The 26,540-nt window shown below is 45.2% G+C and carries 21 protein-coding genes and 12 tRNA genes; 18 read left to right on the forward strand and 15 right to left on the reverse strand.

Annotated elements, in window-relative coordinates; genetic code table 11:
* Positions 1 to 15: 15 nt before the first annotated feature.
* The 4 genes from coaE to pilB are packed head-to-tail and all read right to left on the reverse strand — an operon-like array spanning position 16 to position 4,444.
* Positions 16 to 612 carry a dephospho-CoA kinase gene (gene coaE, locus BK820_RS00360; RefSeq protein ID WP_071319778.1) on the reverse strand — a complete coding sequence of 199 codons (597 nt, stop codon included), beginning with the start codon at positions 610 to 612 and terminating at the stop codon, positions 16 to 18.
* A 1-nt stretch (position 613) separates the two neighbouring features.
* The gene (locus BK820_RS00365) at positions 614 to 1,474 is read right to left on the reverse strand and encodes a prepilin peptidase (protein WP_071319779.1); all 861 of its coding nucleotides are present in this window, start codon (positions 1,472 to 1,474) and stop codon (positions 614 to 616) included.
* The gene (locus tag BK820_RS00370; protein WP_004810078.1) at positions 1,474 to 2,703 is read right to left on the reverse strand and encodes a type II secretion system F family protein; all 1,230 of its coding nucleotides are present in this window, start codon (positions 2,701 to 2,703) and stop codon (positions 1,474 to 1,476) included. The genes BK820_RS00365 and BK820_RS00370 overlap by 1 nt, the downstream gene beginning before the upstream one ends.
* Positions 2,704 to 2,734: 31 nt before the next feature.
* Positions 2,735 to 4,444, reverse strand: a complete 1,710-nt coding sequence (gene pilB / locus BK820_RS00375) for a type IV-A pilus assembly ATPase PilB (RefSeq protein WP_071319780.1) — start codon at positions 4,442 to 4,444, stop codon at positions 2,735 to 2,737.
* Between the two features lie 282 nt (positions 4,445 to 4,726).
* On the opposite strand from pilB, the gene tpiA reads away from it, so the two are divergent.
* From tpiA to BK820_RS00465, 18 genes are all read left to right on the forward strand, one after another.
* A complete protein-coding gene (gene tpiA / locus BK820_RS00380; RefSeq protein WP_071319781.1) occupies positions 4,727 to 5,518 on the forward strand; it encodes a triose-phosphate isomerase in 792 nt (263 codons plus the stop codon).
* Between the two features lie 13 nt (positions 5,519 to 5,531).
* Entirely contained in the window at positions 5,532 to 5,861 is a 330-nt protein-coding gene (secG, locus tag BK820_RS00385) for a preprotein translocase subunit SecG (RefSeq protein WP_004810073.1), read from the forward strand.
* Between the two features lie 52 nt (positions 5,862 to 5,913).
* Positions 5,914 to 5,998: transfer RNA gene (locus tag BK820_RS00390), tRNA-Leu, on the forward strand.
* 52 nt (positions 5,999 to 6,050) lie between these two features.
* Positions 6,051 to 6,127: transfer RNA gene (locus BK820_RS00395), tRNA-Met, on the forward strand.
* A 67-nt stretch (positions 6,128 to 6,194) separates the two neighbouring features.
* Positions 6,195 to 6,271, forward strand: a tRNA-Met gene (locus BK820_RS00400).
* 67 nt (positions 6,272 to 6,338) lie between these two features.
* Positions 6,339 to 6,415, forward strand: a tRNA-Met gene (locus BK820_RS00405).
* A 62-nt stretch (positions 6,416 to 6,477) separates the two neighbouring features.
* Positions 6,478 to 6,554, forward strand: a tRNA-Met gene (locus tag BK820_RS00410).
* Positions 6,555 to 6,621: 67 nt separating this feature from the next.
* A tRNA-Met gene (locus BK820_RS00415) sits at positions 6,622 to 6,698 on the forward strand.
* A 62-nt stretch (positions 6,699 to 6,760) separates the two neighbouring features.
* Positions 6,761 to 6,837, forward strand: a tRNA-Met gene (locus tag BK820_RS00420).
* 196 nt (positions 6,838 to 7,033) lie between these two features.
* Positions 7,034 to 7,110 (forward strand) — tRNA-Met (locus BK820_RS00425).
* A gap of 67 nt (positions 7,111 to 7,177) precedes the next feature.
* Positions 7,178 to 7,254: transfer RNA gene (locus BK820_RS00430), tRNA-Met, on the forward strand.
* Between the two features lie 62 nt (positions 7,255 to 7,316).
* A tRNA-Met gene (locus BK820_RS00435) sits at positions 7,317 to 7,393 on the forward strand.
* Positions 7,394 to 7,460: 67 nt separating this feature from the next.
* Positions 7,461 to 7,537: transfer RNA gene (locus BK820_RS00440), tRNA-Met, on the forward strand.
* A gap of 62 nt (positions 7,538 to 7,599) precedes the next feature.
* Positions 7,600 to 7,676 (forward strand) — tRNA-Met (locus BK820_RS00445).
* Between the two features lie 224 nt (positions 7,677 to 7,900).
* Positions 7,901 to 8,425: a ribosome maturation factor RimP gene (gene rimP, locus BK820_RS00450; protein WP_004810072.1), complete on the forward strand. Its 525-nt coding sequence runs from the start codon at positions 7,901 to 7,903 to the stop codon at positions 8,423 to 8,425.
* Between the two features lie 35 nt (positions 8,426 to 8,460).
* On the forward strand, positions 8,461 to 9,945 hold the full coding sequence (gene nusA / locus BK820_RS00455) for a transcription termination factor NusA (RefSeq protein WP_004810069.1): 1,485 nt from the start codon (positions 8,461 to 8,463) through the stop codon (positions 9,943 to 9,945).
* Positions 9,946 to 9,955: 10 nt separating this feature from the next.
* Positions 9,956 to 12,664: a translation initiation factor IF-2 gene (gene infB / locus BK820_RS00460; protein ID WP_048881747.1), complete on the forward strand. Its 2,709-nt coding sequence runs from the start codon at positions 9,956 to 9,958 to the stop codon at positions 12,662 to 12,664.
* The gene (locus tag BK820_RS00465; RefSeq protein WP_004810065.1) at positions 12,664 to 13,068 is read left to right on the forward strand and encodes a ribosome-binding factor A; all 405 of its coding nucleotides are present in this window, start codon (positions 12,664 to 12,666) and stop codon (positions 13,066 to 13,068) included. Before infB ends, BK820_RS00465 begins: the two co-directional genes overlap by 1 nt.
* Before the next feature lie 142 nt (positions 13,069 to 13,210).
* Here BK820_RS00465 and BK820_RS00470 read toward each other — a convergent pair whose 3' ends face one another.
* The 11 genes from BK820_RS00470 to BK820_RS00520 all read right to left on the reverse strand — a co-directional run bounded on the left by BK820_RS00470 (position 13,211) and on the right by BK820_RS00520 (position 26,248).
* Entirely contained in the window at positions 13,211 to 13,609 is a 399-nt protein-coding gene (locus BK820_RS00470) for a Na+/H+ antiporter subunit G (protein WP_004810062.1), read from the reverse strand.
* 10 nt (positions 13,610 to 13,619) lie between these two features.
* Positions 13,620 to 13,895: a monovalent cation/H+ antiporter subunit F gene (locus BK820_RS00475; protein ID WP_004810060.1), complete on the reverse strand. Its 276-nt coding sequence runs from the start codon at positions 13,893 to 13,895 to the stop codon at positions 13,620 to 13,622.
* Positions 13,892 to 14,410 (reverse strand): Na+/H+ antiporter subunit E, encoded by a 519-nt coding sequence (locus BK820_RS00480; protein WP_004896311.1) that lies wholly within the window; start codon positions 14,408 to 14,410, stop codon positions 13,892 to 13,894. Before BK820_RS00480 ends, BK820_RS00475 begins: the two co-directional genes overlap by 4 nt.
* Positions 14,410 to 16,221, reverse strand: a complete 1,812-nt coding sequence (locus BK820_RS00485; protein ID WP_071319782.1) for a monovalent cation/H+ antiporter subunit D — start codon at positions 16,219 to 16,221, stop codon at positions 14,410 to 14,412. Before BK820_RS00485 ends, BK820_RS00480 begins: the two co-directional genes overlap by 1 nt.
* A complete protein-coding gene (locus BK820_RS00490; RefSeq protein WP_071319783.1) occupies positions 16,221 to 16,586 on the reverse strand; it encodes a Na+/H+ antiporter subunit C in 366 nt (121 codons plus the stop codon). Before BK820_RS00490 ends, BK820_RS00485 begins: the two co-directional genes overlap by 1 nt.
* A gap of 4 nt (positions 16,587 to 16,590) precedes the next feature.
* Entirely contained in the window at positions 16,591 to 19,428 is a 2,838-nt protein-coding gene (locus BK820_RS00495) for a monovalent cation/H+ antiporter subunit A (RefSeq protein WP_071319784.1), read from the reverse strand.
* Positions 19,429 to 19,851: 423 nt separating this feature from the next.
* Positions 19,852 to 21,234 carry an AAA family ATPase gene (locus BK820_RS00500; protein ID WP_071319785.1) on the reverse strand — a complete coding sequence of 461 codons (1,383 nt, stop codon included), beginning with the start codon at positions 21,232 to 21,234 and terminating at the stop codon, positions 19,852 to 19,854.
* A 37-nt stretch (positions 21,235 to 21,271) separates the two neighbouring features.
* Positions 21,272 to 22,774, reverse strand: a complete 1,503-nt coding sequence (locus BK820_RS00505; protein WP_071319786.1) for a UvrD-helicase domain-containing protein — start codon at positions 22,772 to 22,774, stop codon at positions 21,272 to 21,274.
* A 15-nt stretch (positions 22,775 to 22,789) separates the two neighbouring features.
* Positions 22,790 to 23,572: a bifunctional phosphoribosyl-AMP cyclohydrolase/phosphoribosyl-ATP diphosphatase HisIE gene (gene hisIE, locus BK820_RS00510; protein ID WP_071319787.1), complete on the reverse strand. Its 783-nt coding sequence runs from the start codon at positions 23,570 to 23,572 to the stop codon at positions 22,790 to 22,792.
* Between the two features lie 217 nt (positions 23,573 to 23,789).
* Positions 23,790 to 24,677: an SDR family NAD(P)-dependent oxidoreductase gene (locus BK820_RS00515; RefSeq protein WP_004810045.1), complete on the reverse strand. Its 888-nt coding sequence runs from the start codon at positions 24,675 to 24,677 to the stop codon at positions 23,790 to 23,792.
* A 293-nt stretch (positions 24,678 to 24,970) separates the two neighbouring features.
* Complete coding sequence (locus BK820_RS00520) at positions 24,971 to 26,248, reverse strand: O-acetylhomoserine aminocarboxypropyltransferase/cysteine synthase family protein (protein WP_071319788.1); 1,278 nt, start codon at positions 26,246 to 26,248, stop codon at positions 24,971 to 24,973.
* Positions 26,249 to 26,540: the final 292 nt, after the last annotated feature.

Consider the following 26,540-nt stretch of genomic DNA (forward strand, 5'->3'; position numbering starts at 1 on the left):
GCTTTTTTTGTTAGTTCAGAGAGCTCTTTGCAAATATTGTTCATGTAGAGGCTGTAGATGCGCATATAAGTGCTCCAGATGGCCATCATTTAATACGATATCATCCGCCAGTTGCTGTTTTTGTTCACGGGGCATCTGAGCAGCAATAATACGGTGAATCTGTTCAATATTTTGACCATCACGCTGTGCAGCACGCTGGATCTGCAACTCAATCGAAGCATCAATCAGTAAGGTATGGTCGGTAAGTTCATGCTGGTTGGTTTCAAACAGCAGGGGAGACACCAGAATCACATAAGGACTTTGCGCATCCTGTAATTGCTGAATAATCGATTGGCGAATTGCGGGATGAGTAATGCTTTCTAAGATTCTACGGGCATCATTGAATTGGAAAATATGTTCGCGTAAAGCACGACGGTTTAAGGTTCCATCTTCTTTTAATACCCAGTCACCAAAAGCTTGCTGAATTTGTAGCAGTGCTGGCTGACCGACTTCGACAATCTCGCGTGCCACAACATCAGCATCCACGACCACAATACCATGCTGTTCAAACCATTGACTGGCAGCAGATTTGCCGCTGCCAATACCACCTGTCAGACCTAGTATAAATTTCAAATTATTGACCTAAATAGACTTTCATAATCTGCTCGCCCCACAGGAAAGCGATCCAGCCGGCAATGGCAATATAAGGACCAAAAGCAAAAGGCTGATTTTCCTTACGCACTTTTAGCAGGATAATGCCAATGATTGCACCGACGAGTGATGACAATAATACAATTAGTGGCAACATTAACGGTCCCATCCAGGCACCTAGAGCAGCCAGCAATTTAAAGTCACCATAACCCATGCCTTCTTTACCAGTTACTATTTTGAACAGGTAGTACACGATCCATAAACACAGAAAGCCAATGATGTAACCCCAGATGGCTGAAGTTGGTGAGGTGTAAATTGCATAGCTATTCACCCCTAAGCCTAAAGCTGCAAGTGGAAGGGTATAGCGATCTGGAAGCAGCTGGGTATCAAAGTCAATAAAGGTTAGTGCAATCAGAATATAAGTCAGCACCAGACCGAACAACATTTGTATTGTAGGACCAAATACAGCCAAAACGGTCAATGCACAAACTGCTGTTAGAATTTCAATGAATGGATAACGGGCACTAATTGGATTTTGACAGTTAGCGCATTTGCCGCGAAGAGCCAGCCAGCTGATCACAGGAATATTTTGATACCAGCGAATTGGTGTATGACATTTTGGACAGGTCGACGCAGGTTTACTTAACGTGAGCTTGCTTTCATCAATGATCGGTTGATCAGGGTGTAAAAACAGCTGGCAGTCGTTACGCCATTCCAGTTCCATCATTTTAGGGGTGCGGTAAATTACGACATTCAGGAAACTACCGATACAGAGACTAAAAAGCCCGACTGCAATATAGAGCGCAGTCGGGTTTTGAGTGAAATATAAAATAAGATCTTGCATTAAACCACGGAACCCATCTGGAAAATCGGCAGGTACATTGCAATAACAAGACCACCTACAAGCACACCAAGAACGGCCATAATCAATGGCTCCATCATGGAGGTCAAACCATCAACGGCATTATCGACTTCATTTTCATAATGGGTCGCAACTTTATCCAGCATGGCATCTAGTGCACCAGATTCTTCACCAATCGAGACCATTTGCACGGCCATAGAAGGAAACTTATTGGTAACACGCATGGCGAATTGCAGTTGTTGGCCAGTAGCAACATCCTCACGAATTTTCATTACCGCATCTTCATAAACTACATTATTTGTAGCGCCTGCAGTTGATTCCAGTGCATCAATTAATGGAACACCAGCAGCAAAAGTCGTTGCCAGAGTACGACTATAACGAGCAATAATCGCCTTATACACCAGATCACCGAAGATAGGTGCTTTTAGTGCAGCCTTATCCAAGAAATCACGGAATTTTTTACTGCGTTTTTTTGCTTCCAGGAAAGCAGTAATGACTACACCAATCCCAATGATCAGCAGGAACCAGTATTTCTGCATCCATTCAGACATATTGACTACCATTTTTGTAAATGCTGGCAAGTCTGCACCAAATGACGAGAAGAGATCCTGGAAAACTGGAACGACTTTAACCATCAAAATAATCGTAACAATAATTGCAACAACAACCACTGTTGCTGGGTATTTCATTGCTTTTTTAATTTTCTGCTTTAACAGTTCACTTTTTTCTTTATAAATCGCAACACGATCCAGCATGGTCTCTAAAGCACCGGATTGTTCACCGGATTCAACCAGCGAACAGAATAGCTTATCAAAGTATTGAGGATACTTGCGCAGTGCACCTGCAAAGGTATTTCCGCCTTCAACCTCACCTTTAATCCCGAGTACAACCTCGCGCATTGAAGGATTTTCAAGGCCTTCCGCCACAATTTCAAAGCCTTGTACGAGTGGTACACCGGCTTTCATCATGGTAGCAAGCTGACGGGTAAAAATGGTAATATCCAGTGTGGTCACTTTTTTCTTCATCAGGCCTTCAAGAATATTCTTCTTTTTTTCTCGAATACTCTTGATACTGATACCCTGCTTACGCAACGTGACCTTGGCCAAGGCGAGGTTACGTGCAGGTATTTCCCCTTTAATCTTTATACCTTTACGGTCTACCCCTTCATAGGTGAAGGTCGGCATCATTTGACCTTTTTTCACTGAAGCCATGAGTTTATCCTTATTTTATAGCAGCACCTGATCATTCGCTGGTAACACGATTGACTTCCTGAAGAGAAGTCACCCCCTGCATTACCTTTAATAACCCTGATCGGCGTAAATTGTTAAAACCTGCGCGTGCGGAAGCTTCGGCAATCTCAATTGCATTGCCATCTTCCATAATAATACGTGAAATCTCTGGTGTCACTTTCATGACTTCATAAATACCGACTCGACCTTTATACCCTTCACGACATTCGTTACATCCGACAGGTTCAAAAATACTAAATTCCGGATTCTGTAAATCATCATCGCTAAAGCCCATTTCAAGCAGGCTCTGACGTGGAATATCTGCCGGTTTTTTGCAATGTGGACAAAGGCGACGCGCCAAACGCTGAGCAATCACCAAATTCACCGAGGTGGCAATATTAAATGATGGCACACCCATATTACGTAAACGGGTCAGGGTTTCTGGTGCGCTGTTGGTATGTAGTGTTGACATCACCATATGACCTGTTTGTGCTGCCTTGATTGCAATCTCTGCAGTTTCCAGGTCACGGATCTCACCGACCATGACAATATCAGGATCCTGGCGCAGAAATGATTTCAAGGCAGCAGAGAAGGTTAGGCCGACTTTATTATTGACGTTAACCTGGTTGATCCCTTGCAAGTTAATTTCAACGGGATCTTCAGCAGTTGAAATATTGGTGTCTTCACGATTCAGGATATTTAAACCGGTATAAAGAGATACAGTTTTACCAGAGCCTGTCGGACCGGTAATTAACAGCATACCTTGAGGCTTATCTAGTGCCTCCATAAATAAGGCTTTTTGATCAGGCTCATACCCCAAAGCATCAATACCCAGCATGGCACTCGATGGATCCAGAATACGCAGTACCAGTTTTTCCCCAAACAGGGTTGGGAGTGAGTTGACACGGAAGTCAATGGCCTTATTTTTAGAAAGTTTTAACTTGATCCGGCCATCTTGAGGCACACGCTTCTCGGAAATATCCATTTGTGACATAACTTTAAGACGTGAAGCCAGACGTGTTGCAAGCTGTAAAGGTGGCGTGGCGATTTGACGCAAGACCCCGTCGACACGGTAACGCACACGGTACATTTTTTCATAAGGTTCAAAGTGTAAATCAGATGCACCCATACGGATTGCATCAATCAGTAACTTATTAATATATTTAACAATGGGTGCTTCATCACCTTTATTATCATCCTCATCATCTTTATTCGGGTCAGAGTTATCGATATCAACATCTAGATCAAAATCATCATCAAAGTCAAAGGTGCTTTCTTCAGTAAAATTCTGCTCGATCAGTTTTTCGAGTTTATTATGTTCAACAATGATGGTTTCAATATTGAGTTTGGTCGCAAAACGGACAGCATCAATTGCTTCGATATTGGTCGGGTTGCTGGTCGCGATAAACAGAATATTGCTATTTTTAAAGATTGGTAGCACGCGGTGTTTGGTAATAATCTTTTCATCAAAATCTTCGCGTACGATCAGGGCAGGATCATAAGCACTGATGTCAAATAGCGGTTCACCGAATTCAAGAGAAATCGTTTCTGCGATTTTGGTTGGCGAGAGGCGGTGATGTTCAATCAGATAAGGAACAATATCAATTTTATCTTTTTTGGCACTGCTCAAAGCACCCTGCATATCTTCTGCAGATATAACCCCTTCATCGACAAGTCGACGAATAAACCCCGTAAATCTTGGAGATCCCTGAATTGCTGTCATGCTCTAATATGCCCGTGAATCAAAATTGTTTTAATTGCTTTATCAAAATTATACGTTGCTTGCGTAAAATTACCATAGCGTAAAATGCTGCCTTCTTCCCATTAATATTCAAAATACTGAATGAATCGTAAGAAGTGATCCCCATAATCTCAAGTGATAACAAAAAATGAGCAGTTTGAACAGACCTGACATTGAAAATGCCGCAAGAAAACTCTTCTTCAAATTTTCTAATTCCGTGTAGAATGTGCCCAATTAAAGATAGGTATTCAGAATAGGTTGTTTATGTCGTTGTCGACGATTACCCCATGGGTAGTGGGTAACTGGAAAATGAACCCGCTGCAGACAGATGCACAGACATTGCTTCGTGGGGTGAAAGGTTTACTTGAATCTACACCGATTTCAGCAGAAAAGTGTCATTTAGGCGTAGCACCTGTAGCAATTGCACTGACTCAGGTTCAAGCTGAATTGGCTTCTGCCGTTCGTCCGGTTTATACCGTTGCTCAGGATGTATCTCGTATTGCAGGCATGGGTGCCTATACGGGTGAAGTGAGTGCAGAATTGCTGGCAGACAGTGGTATTGGTTATGTTCTGGTAGGACATTCTGAACGTCGTGAAATCTTTGGTGAGTCACGAGAGATTCTCAATACTAAAATCAAAAATGCTTTAAATGCAGGTTTGACTGTGATTTATTGTGTAGGTGAAAGTCTGGAACAGCGTGAAGCCGGTCAGGCGGAAGCTGTGGTATTGCAGCAGATCTGTGATATCGCGGCTGTAGTTGAAGCAGAGCAATGGAAGAATATTGTAATTGCCTATGAACCGATCTGGGCGATTGGTACTGGCAAAACTGCTTCTCCGGAAGATGCACAAGCGATACATGCTCAGATCCGTCAAGGTCTAAAACAGATTACTGGTTATGGTGAAACCACTGCAATTCTGTATGGTGGTAGTGTTAAACCTGAAAATGCAGTAGAGTTGGCAGCCTGTCCTGATATCAATGGGGCACTGGTGGGTGGTGCATCACTCAATGCCGAGTCATTTCATAAAATTGCCCAGGCATTTGCAAATACACAATAATTAGGAGTTCAGCATGCAAACTTTTGTGCTGGTAGTACATATTATCTTAGCGATTTTGATGATTGTCTTGATTTTAGTTCAGCATGGTAAAGGTGCAGATGCTGGTGCATCTTTCGGTGGTGGCGGTGCTGCGACTGTTTTTGGTGCTTCAGGTTCAGGTAATTTCCTGACCCGTTTGACTGCAGTATTTACGGCATTGTTCTTTATTACCAGCTTGACTTTAGCGGTATTTGCCAAAAAGCAGACCACAGATGCTTATACTCTGAATAGCGTTCCAACGACTCAGACTGCACCTGCTCAATCGACTGAAACTTCACCAACTGCACCAAAAACTGGTGAATAATTTCGCCAAAGGCTTTCTTTTTGTGCATGATGCGAATAGAATGCCTGCAGCTGCGGTGGTGGTGGAATTGGTAGACACGCTACCTTGAGGTGGTAGTGCTTTCGGGCGTGGGGGTTCAAGTCCCCCCTTCCGCACCAACTTATAATCCAGAACATAAGTTGGTGTATGCAGCTAAAAAACTTCTGTTGTTGCGGGATGGAGCAGTCTGGTAGCTCGTCGGGCTCATAACCCGAAGGTCGTTGGTTCAAATCCAGCTCCCGCTACCAATCAATCCTTTTATAAAGAGGCAACTTGAAACCAGTTTTAAGTTGAGAAGAGTTATTTGCATGTTGTTGCGGGATGGAGCAGTCTGGTAGCTCGTCGGGCTCATAACCCGAAGGTCGTTGGTTCAAATCCAGCTCCCGCTACCAATCCATCCTTTTATAAAGAGGCAACTTGAAACCAGTTTTAAGTTGAGAAGAGTTATTTGCATGTTGTTGCGGGATGGAGCAGTCTGGTAGCTCGTCGGGCTCATAACCCGAAGGTCGTTGGTTCAAATCCAGCTCCCGCTACCAATCCTTTAAAGATGCAAACTTTAAAGGCAGTTCTATGAACTGAAAGTTTTTTTGTACGCTGATGCGGGATGGAGCAGTCTGGTAGCTCGTCGGGCTCATAACCCGAAGGTCGTTGGTTCAAATCCAGCTCCCGCTACCAATCAATCCTTTTATAAAGAGGCAACTTGAAACCAGTTTTAAGTTGAGAAGAGTTATTTGCATGTTGTTGCGGGATGGAGCAGTCTGGTAGCTCGTCGGGCTCATAACCCGAAGGTCGTTGGTTCAAATCCAGCTCCCGCTACCAATCCTTTAAAGATGCAAACTTTAAAGGCAGTTCTATGAACTGAAAGTTTTTTTGTACGCTGATGCGGGATGGAGCAGTCTGGTAGCTCGTCGGGCTCATAACCCGAAGGTCGTTGGTTCAAATCCAGCTCCCGCTACCAATTTTTGGAAAGTGTGGTTTCGTTATTTTAATCAGTTGCAAGCTCGTCGGGCTCAACTCTTTATAAAATCTCGAAGATCGTTGGATTAAAGTCCAGTGAGCGCTACCAATTTTTCAGCGACAAAAGACCAACATATCGATAGAGATAGTTTTGATTGAAAACTTATCGTCTTTTGTATATAATTTTTGCACGTTGATGCGGGATGGAGCAGTCTGGTAGCTCGTCGGGCTCATAACCCGAAGGTCGTTGGTTCAAATCCAGCTCCCGCTACCAATCAATCCTTTTATAAAGAGGCAACTTGAAACCAGTTTTAAGTTGAGAAGAGTTATTTGCATGTTGTTGCGGGATGGAGCAGTCTGGTAGCTCGTCGGGCTCATAACCCGAAGGTCGTTGGTTCAAATCCAGCTCCCGCTACCAATCCTTTAAAGATGCAAACTTTAAAGGCAGTTCTATGAACTGAAAGTTTTTTTGTACGCTGATGCGGGATGGAGCAGTCTGGTAGCTCGTCGGGCTCATAACCCGAAGGTCGTTGGTTCAAATCCAGCTCCCGCTACCAATCTTTCCTTTTATAAAGAGGCAACTTGAAACCAGTTTTAAGTTGAGAAGAGTTATTTGCATGTTGTTGCGGGATGGAGCAGTCTGGTAGCTCGTCGGGCTCATAACCCGAAGGTCGTTGGTTCAAATCCAGCTCCCGCTACCAATCCTTTAAAGATGCAAACTTTAAAGGCAGTTCTATGAACTGAAAGTTTTTTTGTACGCTGATGCGGGATGGAGCAGTCTGGTAGCTCGTCGGGCTCATAACCCGAAGGTCGTTGGTTCAAATCCAGCTCCCGCTACCAATCTTCTTAAAAGAGGCTCACAACTATGGTGGGCCTTTTTGCACAGTGGGATTTGAAAAAATCCGAAATTGTGCATTAATTGGGGCGATTTACGCCCTTTTTTATTGGCTATCGTGTAGTGTCGACAAAATTTGGTCATATCTCCATGTTTCACTACTACTATAGTTTGTATTGGTTTGTAGTGGTCAAATAGATCATAAAATCGCACCAGATGACGAGAGTAAATGAAGCTATCAAATAAAACTCAAGCACTTCAGGACTTGATTGCACCTGCAGTTGAAGCCTGTGATGTAGATCTTTGGGGAATCGAATTTGTTCCTCAGGGTAAACGTTCTCTATTACGTATTTATATCGACAAGCCAGTCGATCCAACTGCTGAACCGGTCATCAATGAAGACGGTGAAGTGGAGCAGGGCCGCGGAATTGGTGTGCAGGACTGCGTACGCGTCACCCAACAGGTGGGCGCGATGCTAGACGTACATGATCCGATTTCAGGTGAATATGCACTTGAAGTGTCGTCTCCAGGCTGGGACCGTCCATTCTTCCAGCTTCAGCAAATGGCAGATTATATCGGTCAGACCGTTGCCTTACGTCTGATCAGTGCGGTGGACAACCGTCGTAAATTCCAGGCAAAACTGGTTGCAGTCGACCTTGAAAATGAAATGATTCAGGTAGAAGTAGAAAAGCAGCAGGTTCTGGACATCGACAGTCACAATATCGATAAAGCAAATTTGGTCTATCAAGATTAACTAAATCAATAAGAATCTGAACGAATAGGTGACATATGGCACGTGAAATTCTTACCGTCGTTGAAACGGTTAGTAACGAAAAAGGTGTACCTCGTGAAGCAATTTTTGAAGCACTAGAACAAGCTTTAGTTGCAGCGACCAAAAAAAAGTTCTACGAAGGAACCAACTCGGAAGAAGCACGTTTACGTGTAGAAATCGATCGTAAAACTGGTGACTACCGTACTTTCCGTCAATGGGAAGTGGTTGCAGACGAAGATCATGAAATGCCAGCTTGTCAGGATGCCATCTCTGATGTTGATCCGGCAAAATGGTCAATCGGTGACATTCGTGAGCTGGAAGTTGAGTCAATCGATTTCGGTCGTATTGCTGCACAGATTGCTAAACAGGTGATTGTACAAAAGATTCGTGAAGCAGAACGTGCACTGGTTGCTGATGCTTATGAATCTAAAGTCGGTGAGCTGATCTACGGTGAAGTGAAAAAACAAACCAAAGACGGTTTCATTATTGACTTAGGGGACAATGCTGAAGCATATCTTGCACGTGAAGAAATGATTCCGAAGGAAATCCTTCGCCCGAAACAACGCGTGAATGCGATTCTTTTCAATGTCAATCGTGAAGGTCGTGGTGCTCAGCTACAGCTTTCTCGTGCTAAACCTGAAATGCTGATCGCATTGATGAAAAAAGAGATTCCAGAAATCTCGGAAGAAATCATTGAAATCAAGGCAGCCGCACGCCAGCCAGGTGTACGTGCCAAAATTGCAGTGAAAACAAATGACCACCGTATTGATCCGGTTGGTGCTTGTATTGGTATGCGTGGTACACGTATCCAGGCAGTACAACAGGAACTCAATGGTGAGCGTATTGATGTCGTAGTATGGTCAGATGATCCTGCTCAGTACATCGCAAGCGCACTTGAACCAGCAGATGTATCCAGTATTGTTATCGATGAAGATGCACGTACTGCAGACATCATTTTCGCAACGAGTGATCAGTTGGCTCGTGCGATTGGTTCACAGGGTCAGAACGTTCGTCTGGCATCGGAACTGACTGGCTACAAGCTAGATATGATGCTGGAAGAAGAATACTACGCACGTCAACAAAGCGAAGCACAAAAATACCTGGACATGTTTGTAACACGTCTGGATATTGCTGAAGATTTGGCTATGGCGTTGGTAGAAATGGGCTTCACCTCGCTTGAAGAAATTGCATACGTACCTGCAGAAACGTTTGATGAAATCGAACTGGATGCGGAACTGGTTGAACTACTGCAAAGCCGTGCAAAAGAAGTTGCACTTGCTGATGCATTACAACAGCAAGAAAACGTACAAGCGCCAAGTGAAGAACTTGTTGCAATGGATGGCATGACAGCAGAGATCGCGCAAGCTCTAGCAGCTCGTGGTGTGGTAACAGTGGATGACCTTGCAGATCAGGCAACTGACGATATCGCAGATATTGAAGGTTTAGGCGCTGAAAAAGCGGGTCAGCTCATTATGAAAGCGCGCGAATCATGGTTTAACTAGGAGGTAGTATATGACGGACAAGTCGATTAAAGAGTTAGCCCTCAAATTGGGTCGCCCAGTTGAGAAGCTCCTGGAACAGGTTCGTGAGGCAGGTTTACCACAGAGCAAATCTGACGAAATTATTACCGCCGAACAACAAGATCACCTGATGAGCCATGTGAAAAAATCACAAGGTTCGGATGGTCATGCAGGACAAATCACGTTGAAACGTAAAACGACCAGTACGGCTAAAGTAGCCAGTACTTCGGGTAAGGCAAAAACCATTAATGTAGAAGTTCGCAAGAAACATACATTTACTAAGCCTGATCCAGAACAAATCAAGGCAGAAGCACTGGCAAAAGCGCAAGCTGAACAGCAAGCAAAAGCTGAAGCTGAGCAAAAACCAGCAGCGCCGAAGCCAGCTGATGCACCAAAATCAGGTGCAAACAATGCCAGCAAAGCATTAGAAGCAATGCGTGCTGCTGCGAAACAAACCAGCGACAAGCAAGAAGTTTCTAAAGCGGCTGTAGTTGTAAAACGCAAATCTACAAACAAACCAATTGTGAAGCAGGTTGTTAAACCGACTGAAACTGCTGAACAGAAAAAAGCACGTGAAGCGCAAGCAGCACAACTCAAAGCTGTTGAAGAAGCTGCACGTCGTAAGGCTGCTGAAGAAGCGCAACAACGTACGCTTGAACAAATGCGTCAAATGGCCTCTAAGTACACGGCGGAAGATACCACAGCAACGATTCGTGTTGTTGATGATTCTCCTCTTGCTGCTGGTCTGGTTGGCCAAGCATACGAAGACTCTTTCGCAAAAGAAGACCGTGAAATTAAACGTGGTACGAACACGAATAATACTCGCTCATCTAAGAAAGGTGGTCGTCGTGGTGAAGAGCAATCTTTCCGTGATAACTCACATAAACGTGGTCTGAAAACAAGTCAATCGAACAAACATGGCTTCGAAAAACCTGTTAAGAAACAAGTTTATGACGTTGAAATCGGTGAAACGATTGTCGTTGCTGATCTGGCTGCGAAAATGGCAGTTAAAGTTCGTGAAGTTATCAAATCACTGATGAAAATGGGCGAACTAGTTACTCAGAACCAGGCGATTGACCAGGAAGTTGCTGCGCTGATCGTTGAAGAAATGGGCCATCATCCGGTACTGGTTTCTGAAACTGCAGCAGAAGATACGCTGATGGAACAAGCTGAAGAGGCGCGTGGTGTGCAATCTACACGTGCACCTGTTGTTACCATCATGGGTCACGTTGACCATGGTAAAACATCGCTGCTTGACCGTATTCGTCGTGCCAAAGTGGCTGCGGGTGAAGCGGGTGGTATCACACAGCATATCGGTGCTTACCACGTAACAACTGATAAAGGCATCATCACTTTCTTGGATACTCCGGGACACGCAGCATTTACAGCAATGCGTTCACGCGGTGCGAAAGCGACTGATATCGTGGTGTTAGTTGTGGCGGCAGATGATGGTGTAATGCCACAAACTGCTGAAGCAATTGACCATGCGCGTGCTGCGGGTACGCCAATCATCGTTGCGATCAACAAAATGGATAAAGAATCTGCTGATCCAGATCGCGTATTGAATGAATTGACGACCAAAGAAATCGTGCCTGAACAGTGGGGCGGTGACGTTCCTGTGGCCATGGTTTCCGCGCACACGGGTGCCGGTATCGACGAGCTTCTTGATCTGATTTTAATTCAGGCTGAACTTCTAGAGCTTAAAGCTTCTGAAGAAGGTGCTGCACAAGGTGTAGTTATTGAAGCACGTGTTGATAACTCTCGTGGTGCAGTAACGTCGATCCTTGTACAAAACGGTACCTTGAAAGTGGGTGATCTTGTTCTTGCAGGTTCATCATACGGCCGAGTTCGTGCCATGACAGATGAAAACGGTAAACGTATTCAATCTGCAGGTCCTTCGATTCCAGTGGAAATCTTGGGTCTTCCAGAAGCGCCAATGGCAGGTGACGAAGTTCTTGTGGTAAATGACGAGAAAAAAGCACGTGAAGTTGCTGATGCGCGTATGGATCGTGAACGTCAAAAACGTCTTGAGCGTCAATCTGCAATGCGTCTTGAGAACATCATGGCATCAATGGGCAAGAAAGATGTGCCGATTGTGAATGTGGTTCTGAAAACTGATGTACGTGGTACATTGGAAGCATTACACGTTGCGCTTGCTGACCTGGCAACCGACGAAGTTAAAGTACGTATTATTGGTTCAGGCGTCGGTGCAATCACCGAGTCTGACGTAACACTTGCTGAATCTTCTGAAGCTGTACTTCTAGGCTTTAACGTTCGTGCCGACAACACTGCGCGTCAAAAAGCAGATGCTGACAGTATCGATATCCGTTACTACTCAGTAATCTACCAGTTGATCGACGATGTGAAAGCAGCCATGAGCGGTAAGCTTGCACCTGAACACCGTGAAACAATTCTTGGTGTTGCGCAAGTACGTGAAGTATTCCACTCTAGTAAATTTGGTGCAGCTGCGGGCTGTATGGTACTTGAGGGTACTTTACACCGTAACAAACCGATTCGCGTATTACGTGATGACGTAGTTGTGTTCCAGGGTGAACTTGAATCTCTACGTCGCTATAAAGAAGTGGTTGAAGAAGTTCGTGCCGGTATGGAATGTGGTCTTGCAGTGAAAGGCTATAAAGACATTAAACCTCTCGACAAGATCGAAGTGTATGATGTTCAACTGATTAAACGGAGTCTTTAATGGCGGGTAGTCAGCGTCTTAAGCGTATGGCTGATACAGTTCAGAGAGAACTCTCTGAACTGATTCGTCAGGAGCTTAAAGATCCACGTCTGGGTGGTCTGGTGACCATCTCGGCGGTGAAAGTCAGCCCTGATTTAGGCTATGCTGAAGTTTATGTGACTGTAATGGGTCGTGAACTGGGTGATGAGCAAAGTGAAGCGGCAAATAAAGAAACGCTGGATGTATTAAACAAAGCGTCTGGTTTCTTGCGCCACGAACTAAGCCGTCGTATCAAGACACGTATTACGCCACGTCTGCGTTTCCATTACGACAAAACCAATGCATATGGTAACTATATGTTTGGTCTGATTGCTGAAGCTGTGAAGGATTTACCTCCAGCTGAAGACAAAAAAGATGAAGAATAAGCACTGATCAAGTGCAATAAAAAAGCCACCTTCGGGTGGCTTTTTTATTGGGCAGAGGAATAAAGAAAAAGGAGTTTCGCTTATTTATACCCTCTTTTTATTTTTTTTCCAGAAGGAAAATAGAGGGAAATGAAAGCGCTTACTATTTTAAATCATCATCGCAGTTTTTCTTTTCAAAAAAAGCACGACGACGGGTTTTCTGCCAGGGTAGGGGACGTTCCAGTGCTTCCGGTACTTCACCACTCATCGAGCGCAAACGTAAGTGCAGTGCTGCCTGAGCCATCAGGTTGGCCGAAACGGGTGCTGTAATAAAGGCAAACAGAGTAATCAGTACTTCAGCAAAACCAAAACGACCAAAGCTTGCAGAATAGATCATGGCAGCAATCAGGAAGCTACCGAGGCCCAAGGTGCTCGACTTGGTCGGTGCATGCAAGCGCATAAACAGGTCGGGTAATCGAACCATACCAATCCCGCCGACCAGCATAAAGAATGAACCGATCAGCAGGAAAATCGAGATCAGAATTTCTAGGTATAATTGCATCTGAGAACTCCTAATCGATCACATGGCCAGTGGTAAAGTAACGTGCCAGCGCAGCCGTAGAGACGAAACCTAACATTGCCACGAGTAAAGCACCTTCAAACATAAAGGTACTGGCCCAGTAAATACCGAGGATGACGACCAGACAGGTAGCATTCAGGAACAGGGTATCCAGAGCCAATAGTCGGTCCACAATTGAGGGTCCTATGACCAGACGTGCCAGACACAGGAACATGGAAATGGTCACGGCACCCAGACAAATCAGTAAGGCATAAGGCAAAATCGTCATGCATTTTCTCCAGTCTGAGCGCTAAAAATCTCAATCAGTGGACGTTCATAGCGCTGTTTGATAACTTCAATCTCAGCAGCTTCATCGTCGGTACTTAAGGCATGCACCAGAATGTCGCCACGATCCTGATCAATTCCGGCAGATACCGTACCTGGCGTTGTGGTAATGATCATTGCCAGTAAGGCATTTACTTCTTCATGTTCAGTATCCAAAGGAACACGGAACCATTTGGGATGCAAATTCTTGGTTGGTCCCAAGACCAGAATAGCGACTTTAATATTGGCAACAATAACGTCCCAGATCACCACAAAGAACAGACGAATGGCGGGTAGCCAGTGAATATTCGGTGTGTAGTCAATAAACCGGAATACCATTCGTGGGATTAGTACTGCAAGGACTAATGCGGTGACGAGTGTACCGGCATCTAGACTATGATTGAGTAAAGACCAGCTTACTCCGACAATGACGGAAACCAGTGGATGAGGGAACCAGCGGCGTAAGAACGATGCTTTCATTATGGTCCCTCCTGCGGTTTAAGCTGGTTATCGCTTGGCGCATTTTTCTGTTCAATATACTGTTCATTGATCTGACGCTGTTTGAATTCAGAAATATTTTCACCTTCTAAAGTTGCCGGTGAAATTACATATGGAATCAGATGTGCATTTGGATCTGGATTTTCTCCACCATATTTGGTTTCAGGCAAATATTCCGGATCAAATGGCTGTACGCTAATGACCTTGCCTTCAGCATCACGTTTCAATAATGCCGCTTCATAGACTGGATTATCTTTAATTTGTACAGCAGTGCGATACACATAATTATAGACAGGTGAAGCAAATACCACATAGGCTGTCAGTCCGGCGAGCAACAGGTAAATCACCTTATCATTACGCAAAGGTGCCCGGCTTGGCAGGGTTTCGTACTGGGTAAAGGCTTCAGAATGGACATTATCATCCGGTTTGCTGGCGCGCCAGAACAGGATAAAACCAACCCGGGTAAAGGCTAGAATACTCAGCAAGCTAACCAGTAGCACCGTAATAATGATGATCACTTGATAAGGTGAGCCTGTCGTCGCTTGCAAGATGAAAACCTTGCCGAAGAAACCACTAAATGGTGGCAGACCCGCCATCATCAAGGCAATGATAAAGTAGACTATCGATACCAGGGTATTCTGTTTCATCTGTGGTGCGATTTTAAAATGATCTTTGAATTCACCACGCTGAGAGGTGATCCAGCCGCTAAGCATATAGAAAGCAGCAGCAATCACGGTACTGTGCACCATATAGTACAAACCACCAGCCCAAGCTGCTGAATTATTCAAGGCAATTGCAATCAGAATAGTACCCACTGAAGACAGCAGCATAAAACCAATAAAGCGACGCAAACGATCTGTGCCAATAGCAGCCACAGCACCATATAAGGAGGTGATTAGACCGATGACCATCAGACAGTTCATCAGAATCTGATGGCTGTATTCATCATCAAAGACCGTACCATTGACCCGCAGGATGGCATAAATACCCACCTTGGTCATGATGGTAAACAGGGCCGCTACCGGTGTTGTTGCCACTGCATACGTTTTCGGGAGCCAGAATCCGACAGGCAGCATGGCAGCCTTGATCCCAAACACCACAAATAACAGCAGCGCACCAGCAACTGCAATTTTATGCTGATCGTTTTCCAGCGTTGGCATCAGTCGGGCAACGTCGGCCATATTCAGGCTGCCAACACTGCCGTAGATCATGCCTAAGCCAATCAGAAACAGGGCAGAAGCCAGCAGGTTAATTGTGACATAGTGAATACCCAGCTGGAAACGAGCCTTGCCTTGACCATGCAGAAGCAGGACATAAGATGCCATCAACAGGATTTCAAAGAATACAAACAGGTTGAACAAGTCACCTGTTAGGAAAGCTCCACTGAGTCCCATCAAAAGGAAATGCATCATGGCATGGAAATAACGCCCGCGCATGTCCCAGTCACGACTGGCATACCAGATAATCGGCACAGCCAGTGCATAGGTCAGTACCAGCATCAAGGCAGACAGCTGATCCAGAACCAGTACAATTCCAAATGGAGCAGACCATTCACTTAGGGTATAAACACTGATTTGTCCCTGACTGGTGCTTATCAAGTAACTGATTGAAACCACCAGGCCCAGCAGCGTTGAGACATGGCTGATGCCACGACGCCAAGGTTGACGCCAGTCTGTCGCCAGTGAACCTGCACCAGGATTGCCTAATAACAGCAGAATGAATGCAGTGAATGCTGGCAGGAGAATACTGAAAATAGGTGTATGTTGAACCCAGAAGTTATAAAGATCAGTCATTAAGGCTCATCCTCACGTGGGTCATAGTTTGATATTTCTTCTTTGGAATCAACGTGGTCTGTCCCTGATTCATAACGGCTGCGAAGTGCCAGCTGAACAATGAATGCCGTGGTGGCAAATCCGATTACAATAGCAGTCAGTACCAATGCCTGTGGCAGTGGATCCGTAGTTTTGGTGGTTTCTGTAAGGACTGCAGGTGCATTGAGCTGAATACGTCCCATGGCAAACAGAAACAGGTTGACGGCATAGCCGATCATTGCCAGACCCAATACTACAGGGAAGGTACGGGCACGCAGGATTAGGTAGATCCCGGTTGCTGTCAGGAGTCCAATTGCAGAGACCAATAAAAATTCTAGACTGATCATTGCATTATCCTCTTGGTACCGGGCCAGTCATAGACGAGTGACGTGAATCCCCAAGCACAGAAATCATTAACATGGTCGCGCCGACCACGGTGACATAAACCCCGACGTCGAACAGCGCTGCAGAAGCCAGATGCATATCGCCCAGTATTGGGGGATGGACATAAATATGCGCACTAGTCAGGAATGGACGTGACCAGAACCATGCAGCAACACCAGTTAGGCCAGCAAACATCAAACCGCTACCAATCCAGATTTCATAGAGACGACCAGATTTGGCACCCAGCATTTTTTCTGCATGATCCTGACCGATGGCAATGTACTGAATAATCAAGGCTAAAGAAGTCACCAGGCCTGCGATAAAACCACCGCCAGGCTGATTATGACCGCGCATGAAAATATACAAGCTCACCACCAGCGCAACTGGCAAAATCCAGGAAGCAGTAATTCGCAGCATCAGCGGGGAGGGGTTAAAACGATAAGTCAAACCTTGAGTCATGGTAGTACCATGGGCACGCATACCATCCATCAGGCTCAATACGCCAATCGCCGCAATACCGAGTACAGTGATTTCACCAAAGGTATCGAAACCACGGAAATCCACCAGAATCACGTTCACCACATTGGTCCCGCCGCCGAGCGGTATTGACTGCTGGGCAAAGAACCAGGAAATTGAATTATGATCTCGGGTCATGACGAGCCAGGCTACCCAGGCAATACTCAGACCACCCGTAATTGCAATAATGGCATCGCGCCAGCGTCGGGTCGGGCTGGATTCATAAGGGGTAAGCTGTGGTAATAGAGACAGGCTCATCAGCAGCAATACTGTGGTAACTACATCAACGGTAATCTGGGTCAGGGCCAAATCTGGTGCCGAGAAACCGATAAAGATCATGGTCACGACCAGACCTACTGCACCGCTGATCAGTACGGCTTTAATCCGCTCGTGATGGAACCACAGCATCATCCAGCAGGCTGAGAATAATAGCAGCCATAAGATAATCGCTAAAGCCGGTGCATGAGTCAGTTCACGTGCGCCAGTACCAATCTGATGGGTCAGCAAAGGTACAGCAACCAGACCGATGGTAAAGATCACAATCCACAGCAGATAGCTTTGCAGTTTACCATTTTCGGTGGCACGGCGGAAACGACGTGAATTTAGCAATAATGATTTTAAGAACAGATCAAATAAAATCCGGCCCTGAAATTTGCCCAAGCTCGGATCAAGATCAATTTCACGAATCAAGCCACCTTTGGCCAGCGAGAAATAGAACAGGATTCCGCCAATCAGGGCGATCGCACTCATTAAGAGTGGTGCATTAAAACCATGCCAGATAGCAAGGTGGGTGCCTTCAAATGCCAGGTTTTGTGTGGCAGCCCGGGTAGTGCTATTAACAATTTTCTCAACCAGTAAGGCAGGCAAAATACCGACCAGAATACATAAGGTTGCCAGTAAAGTTGCTGGTGCACGCATGCCAAATGGGGGTTCATGCGCATTTTTATTCGGTACATGGCGTCCAATTGGACCATCGAAGAATACGCCGTGAACCAGACGAATAGAATAGGCTACCGCGAAAATACTGGCTAAAGTCGCGACAATGGCAGAGCCAATCATCACTGGACCACTTAGGTTGGCCAGCAGTTCAGTAAAGAACATTTCCTTGGACAGGAAGCCATTCGTTAATGGGACACCTGCCATTGAGGCAGCAGTGATCATGGTAAGTGTTGCAGTAAAAGGCAGTAATTGCCATAAGCCGGACAGCTTGCGTAAGTCACGTGTACCCGATTCATGGTCAATAATGCCCGCAATCATAAACAGTGCAGCTTTAAAGGTTGCATGGTTAATGATATGGAAAATTGCAGCAGCCACCGCGAGTGGTGAACCAATCCCCAGCAGACACATGATCAGGCCAAGATGACTGATGGTTGAATAGGCCAGCAAGCCTTTCAGGTCTTCCTTAAAGATGGCAAAAAAGGCTGCGATGCACAGGGTAAATAGACCGATAAAGGTAACAATATTATGGAAAAGTGCCGCACCAGCAAAAATTGGCAACAAGCGTGCGACCAGAAATAAGCCCGCTTTTACCATCGTGGCAGAATGCAGATAAGCAGATACCGGTGTCGGTGCTGCCATGGCATTTGGCAGCCAGAAATGGAAAGGAAACTGCGCACTTTTGGTAAAGGCACCAAGCAAAATCAGCAGCAGGGTAGGTACAAACAGGCTATGCGATTGGATCAGCTCGGTCATCCCAAGGATCTGATCAATCTGATAAGTTCCTGTGATCTCACCCAGTAGAATGAAACCACCCAGCATTGCCAGACCACCCATACCGGTAATGGTCAGGGCCATGCGTGAGCCACGTTGCGCTACTTCATAATTGCTCCAGTAACCGACCAGCAAGAACGAGGAGATGCTGGTCAGTTCCCAGAAAATTAATAAAATAATCAGGTTATTCGACAAGGAAATGCCGAGCATGGCTGCCATGAACAGCATCAGCAGGATATAAAGTTTGCTGAGCGAGTTCTTCGGACTTAAATAATAGTAGGCATAAATAAAAATCAGGGTGCCGATGCCACTGATCAGCAGAGCAAATAATAGCCCCAGAGAATCCAGGCGGAAACTGAAATCAATACCAAGTTGAGGCAGCCATGACCAGCTTTCGCTAATGACTGCACCATCTAGCACCGCAGCCGCCTGGCTGAGTAATAATGCAAAACTGCTGAGGCTGACACCAATGGCCCCTAAGGCCGTTACCCCGCGCGAAAATCTTTTCAGCCACGAGACAAGGGTTGTGCCTAATACTAACGGTAACAATATAATAATCGGCAGCACACTCGTATCCATTGTCGTGAATTAGGTTGTCATGAACCTAGGGTGAATCTTTATCTTTCAAGGATTACAGGAATGCAAGGAGCAGCCCAAATTTCTCAATCTTGAAAGCCAAATCGTATTCAAAGAATAAAAACAGTTGTATTGCGCAACTTATAAACGATAGCAAATTCCGATTTTACAATGAAAAATGCAAGTAATTCCGATCATATTACAGGATAACAACAACATCAATCTTTTTGTGTACGACTTAACAATTATACGATGACCCCATGAAAACATGGGGCGTATGCTTGAGCACATCGACCGGATTGAACTGAAAATAAAGATTGAACTTGAAGATTCTATTGAAAAAAATGGACAGTCTTGAAGGCTTGCTTTGATGAGGAGGCATTCAGAAAAATTAAATCAGGTTAATTCAAGAGCCAGCTTATTCGCTTAAAACGGAATTTGGGGAATTTTCCGGTCATTTTGATTCAGTAAACGTAGCAACTCTTGTTGCTGCTCTTCATTCAATGTTTGCTGAATCAGTTGCAAGATTGAAAGTGGCGTTACTTGTTCAAGCTCGGGCTCGAGCAGCACGATTTCCTCAGTATTCAGGGTTTCTTGACCCAGGCCTAAATTCGCATAGAGTTGATCAAATTGCGCTGGGATTGTATCAACTTGAACTGGATAGAGTTGTTTATCTTCAAGACACACACATTGAAAATCTGCTGCCTGTTCCAGTAACTCAGGACGGTTACCAGTCACAATGATTTGCAGTTCAGGAAAGGCTTGATGCAGACGAGACAGAATGACTGCTGCCATGTCCTGATCCAGCTGATGATCAATCGCATCAATCAGTAGAATGCCACTGCCTTCCTTGCATGGAAACAGGCTTTTCGGATTGAGCAGACACAGGCGACGTACAATATCTCCGACTAAGCCAATCCAGTTACGGATGCTATTCGGTAATTGCTGTAAAGTCTGGGTTTGTCCTTTGTAGCTCACCATCAGCTGCATTTTAGGTTGGTACTGCAAATAGAGATTGCTGACTTCAGGCAGAACGATCGACAAAGCTTCACGCAGGCTATTTAAACTCGGAGTATTCACCTGGATCTGGGCATGTTCAATATGTTTGACTAGTTCATCCATATTGTGTTTTTTATCCTGCTGCGAAGCGCGGCTCAGGATCTGCTCTAGAATCTGCGCACTTTGCGCATTTTCAATGTCGCTGATTTCCCGGAACCATTCAAAAAAACGGGTAAAAGTCGTGAAGGGAATAGCTGCAATTTCATAGGCATACACCGTTTGTAAAATCGCCGGATTGTTTTTACTGAGCAGATTGATTTCATTGACAAAACGCTCAGCCGGATAATAGGCAATCAGCGGTAAGCCCAGCATTGGATCTTTGGCGAGGGCTTTCTGATACAACGTGACCATCGCTTCGAGTTGCGATGTATCTACCTTACTCAGTCCCACACCCTGACTATTTAAAGTTTTATAAAGCTGCCAGCTGCACTGCTGGGTAGAAGATTGCTGTTGATCGCTACTTTCTGCAAAAGAGCCAATTTCTTCAGGAAAACGGACCTGAATATTGACCTTGGATTGCAGACGATGTTGCATGATGTCCTGATCCAGCATCACCATGCCGGCAGTACGCAGGTCACGATAGCGCGCAGCGAACCAGGTCAGTGCCTGATAGGTGCTACGCAGCAGCGCCGTTTTACCAGAACCCTGATCACCGAGAATTAAGGTAACGGGCAGTTTATGATATTTAAAATCAAGCTGGATATCAGAAAAGTGCAGGGTATGTTTGAGTTGTATGGATTCGACTTGCATAGACCACCTGTATCGTGATGCCTACATCCATGCTGTACTAGCCTGCTGCCTGCCGTAATGATAGAGGCATTTTAATTTTTAGCTGCTGAATCAGGTCATAAATGTGGTGAATATTTAAGCTTACTTTAGCACGTGTACAGGCCACGTAAAGCAGTCTTAACTCTTCATCACTAATCTTGTGATCTTTTTCATTTAATTTAAACTGGTAGTCATCTTCAATATGGACCCGGTCCCATTCCAACCCTTTGGCTTTGTGGGCAGTGGAGATGATGTAGTCGGCCTGTCCGATTGGCGTGATCTTGGCCAGCGCAGTTTTTAGTGGATCAGTCCCATGCTCATCCACTAACTTTACTAACGGTTTAATGTCGCTGCCTTCATTGGTCTCGCAATATTCATGCACATCATGCCAGGAGTTAAACCAAGCCAGTTCAGGCACATCCACCACGCGTTTGCCCTGTTTCAGCATGGCAGCCGCTTCGACAAAACGGTTGAGCTTGACATGATCGGCCTGCAGACTGACCTTTTCACCACGCACAAGTCCAGCAAGCAGCAGTTCCATGGCGCGGGCATTGGTACGGCATAAAATCGCATCACGCATTTTAGTATGTGGTTTATTCACTACTTTAGAGTTCAGATGCGGATTACCGAGTAAGGGCACGGTTTCATTCAAGGCTCCCAAAATTGCATTGGCATTCAGGGCAATTTCAGGACCAAAACGGAATGAGGTGGTCAGGCGGGATTCTGGTAATGGCAGTTGCTGCATGGCATTGACTGCACCACGCCAGGCATAAATCTGCTGATGCGCATCCCCGACATAGATCACCTGGGTGCTGCGCTGTTTTAGCAAAATACCCAGCATCAGGGGGTCAGCATCCTGAGCCTCATCAAACAGTACATAATCCGCTGGAATATTCGGTTCTGACAATGCCCAGAGTTTCAGATAAATATCATGTCCAATACCGGCCTGATGATTCGGATCAATTGATTCCAGCCAGCGACGCTCAACCGCAGGATAGAGTTTCTTTTGCAGGGCCTCGACATCGTCCGGATGTAACCAGCTTGGTGCCTGAATATGCCGTGGAGCAGGGTATTGCGAACTGGTGGAACAGAAATAACCGACCGCATTGGCGACCAGACTGGCCAGACGCGAAGGCATCATGACATATTTTTCATAACGGCCACCCATCATGCGGCGCAAGGTCATCGGCTCAAGGCGATATTCCTTGGCAATGAAGCTTGGACTGAGGCGGGGCAGGCGCAGTTTATCCGTGACTCCACGTGGAACACTGCGATAGGCCAATGAGTGGAAAGTCCGGCAGTCCACACCACGATGGAACTTATTTTGTGCTTCCGCAGCAATGGATTTGTTAAATGCCAGATACATGCCACGCCGCTGCGGCATGGCATCGCTGATCATTTGTAAAGTTGTGGTTTTACCTGTGCCGGCATAGGCAATCACTTTAAAAGATTTGCCCAGACGTGCGTTATCAATGGCAGTGGCTTGCTCATAGGTTGCGGTCGGTTTAATTGGCTCAGACACAGTTAAATTCAAAACTTAGTGTGAACGGTTGGCTTTTTCAACCAGACCAGATAAGCCCTGACGACGTGCCAGTTCATTTAAAACCAGTTGTGGATCAAGGTCGAAATAGCCCAGCATCACGATAGTATGGAACCACAGATCTGCCACCTCATAGATCAGGTCATTTTTATTGTCTTCGGTTGCTTCAGCTTTAAAGTCTTTGGCAGTAATCACGGTTTCAAAGCTTTCTTCACCGACTTTTTCCAGAATTTTGTTTAGACCTTTGTGATAGAGCTTGGCGACATAAGATGAATCGGGATCAGCCTGCTTACGTTCAGCCATCATCTGACCCAGATAAGACAACACTTCAACCTGTTCTGATTGGGCATTAGATGCATTCATCGCCATGGTATGCGGGTTTGCAGATTTTTCACCATAGATCGCTGCAGGATCTTTGATTTGAGCATCGACAATTTCCCAGCCATTCGGCGTCAGTTTGCGATAGAAACAAGATTCACGACCAGTATGACAGGCAATTCCACCATGCTGTTCGATTTGCAGCACAATCACGTCAGCATCACAGTCCAGACGGATTTCATACACTGTCTGGAAATGACCAGATTCTTCGCCCTTATGCCATAACTTGTCGCGGGAACGAGAGAAATACACGGCCTGATTTTTTTCAGCTGTCAGTGCCAGTGCTTCACGGTTCATCCACGCCACCATCAATACACGACCGGTTTGATGATGCTGGGCAATGGCAGGTACAAGTCCTTGTTCGTTAAATTTTACTTCATCGAGCCATTGCAGGTTATTCATAAGGGTGTCCATCTGTTGAATCAATATCTAAATGTTTAATACATGCGGATCAAATATCCGTCCGATAGTGTACGTGATCTGAGATCATTTGCGGCAAAAATCTGTATCTGAAATGACAGGATCTGTCGTGATAACTCGGGGTATCTTGATTGATGACCGATCAAAATAACAAAGCCGCCAGCAGGCGGCTTGGTTCAAAGTGCATTTTCGCCTGGACTTACCAGTGCTCACCCGGGAAGATGCGTGCATATGCTTTCTGTACCCAGTTCAACTTCTGTGGCTGACCTACAGAGGCAGATGAACTTGGGAACAGGTTGTAGCCGATCGACATCAGTTTATTGTTAATGTCTGGTGCAATTGCATAAGTAATTGAAGCTAGACGGCCCAAACCGGTAGCAACTTTTTTCGGTCGTTTCACAATTGCATGTGCTATCAGATCAGACGCTTCTTCAGGAGAAAGTGTCGGAACATATTTATAGATCTTGGTTGGTGCAATCATTGGCGTACGTACCAATGGCATATAGATGGAAGTAATTGCGATCTTATGTGAATTGACTTCTGCAGACAGACAGCGGCTAAATGCATCCAAGGCTGCTTTCGATGCCACATAAGCAGAGAAGCGAGTCGCATTTGCCAATACCCCAATCGAACTGATGTTGATGATGTGACCCTGACGACGAATCATCATATGCGGCAGGATGTTCATCACCAGACGCACAGCACCGAAATAGTTCAGCTGCATGGTACGTTCAAAATCGTGGAAGCGATCCACCGATTCATGTACCGCACGGCGGATCGAACGACCGGCATTGTTAATCAGAATATCAATGTGATCAACAGAAGCCAGAATCTGTTTGGATACTTCATCAATGGCGTCCAGATTATTCAGGTCACACGGAAAAACTGTTGCCATGCCGCCTTTTGCTTCAATTTCTTCTTTTACCTGGTCCAGAGTCTCTTTGGTACGTGCTACTAGCAGGACATGTGCACCTGCATCTGCCAGACGATGTGCTGCTGTCAGGCCAATGCCGCTGGATGCACCTGTAATGAGGATAGTTTTGCCTTGAACTCGTTTCAGTAGATGTTTCTGTAGTCTGGATTTCACGTTTGTTATTCCTGAAATATGCTGTAGATTTACGTTTTTTCTTATTTGGTTTGTACATAGGTATGCACGAAAGTTCGTACACAATGAAGTCTGTATATGATAACGAATTATGCAGGAAAATCCAGAGATTAAGTTGTTGAAAATAAGGAAAATTTTAGAGTAATTGCTCTATTTTTAAACTACGTTTCAATTAATTTTTATTGTGATCTAACCATAAGATAAAGCTCATGAAAAGTAAAGCCAGATAAAAAACTCCATCAGAAATGATGGAGTTTTTTGCTTTAAAAGAAGGCTTAAACGGCTGCGAGTGACTGTTCCAGATCAGCAATCAAGTCATCAATGTGTTCAATCCCGATAGAAAGACGAACCATATCTTCACTCACGCCAGCCGATTTAAGTTCTTCTGGATTAAGCTGGCGATGAGTCGTAGTGGCCGGATGACAGGCCAGACTCTTGGCATCCCCAATATTGACCAGACGGGTGAACAGCTGCAGGGCATCAATAAAACGAGCACCGCCTTCACGACCACCTTCAACACCAAAAGTCAGAATGGCAGACGGTTTCCCTTTCACATATTTCTGTGCCAAAGCATGCTGAGGATGATCTTTCAGGCCAGCGTAATTGACCCATTTTACTTTCGGATGCTGCTGCAAATATTCCGCAACTTTAAGTGCATTTTCAGTATGACGTTCCATACGCAGGCTTAAAGTTTCTAAACCTTGCAAAATTAAAAATACATTTTGCGGGCTGATTGCCGCACCAGTATTGCGAAGTGGTACCACACGGGCGCGGGCAATATAGGCTGCTTCACCCAAAGCTTCAACATAGTTCACGCCATGATAGCTTGGGTCAGGTGTATTCAGGGCAGGGAAGCGTGCTGCATGTTTGCCCCATGGAAACTTGCCGCTATCGACAATAATGCCGCCAATCGAATTGCCATGCCCGCCAATATATTTGGTCAGTGAGTGCACCAGGATATCGGCACCGAAATCAAAAGACTTCTGCAAGACAGGAGTTGCTACAGTGTTGTCGACAATCACGGGTACGCCGTATTCATGCGCAATCTTTGAAATCGCTTCCAAGTCGATAATGTTGCCGAGTGGGTTACCAATTGATTCCACAAAAACCAGTTTGGTTTTGTCGTCAATCAGACCACGCAGGGCTTCCGGATTTTGATAGTCAAAGAAGCGGACTTCAATGCCTTGCTTTGGCAGGGTATGTGCAAACAGGTTATAGGTGCCACCATATAAAGTAGACACTGAAGCAATATTATCCCCGGCTTCAGTAATGGTCTGAATCGCATAGGTAATCGCAGCCATACCAGATGCCAATGCCAGTGCGCCAATACCACCTTCTAGGGCAGCAATACGCTGTTCCAGTACCGCTGTGGTCGGATTCATGATACGGGTATAAATATTGCCCTGAACTTTCAGGTCAAACAGGTCTGCGCCATGCTGGGTATTGTCAAAGGCATAAGAGGTGGTCTGATAAATTGGCACCGCGACAGCTTTGGTGGTGGGTTCCGGGCTATAACCTGCATGAATTGCTAAAGTTTCTGCTTTATAAGTCATGATCGTTAGTCTTCTTTGTGTTTTGCTTTAATAAAATTGCTCAAATATTAGCACTTGAAATATGAAGAAAAGTGCATATTTATTCAGATGAATATCTTAATTAACGATATAACATCAACAAAATAATGCAAGTTCAGGTACTAAAAATTCTGTTTGAAAAATAAACAGGATTAAACTTGTAACAAGGCATTAACTTCACCGGAATGGCTTATGTTTTGTAGACATTCTGCGTATAATAGCCGATTATTTTTTCGCTCATGATTGAGCAGGGGAAATTCATTTTTTCCCCATC

This window comes from Acinetobacter sp. LCT-H3 (assembly GCF_001866125.1).
GTDB classification, from domain to species: domain Bacteria; phylum Pseudomonadota; class Gammaproteobacteria; order Pseudomonadales; family Moraxellaceae; genus Acinetobacter; species Acinetobacter schindleri.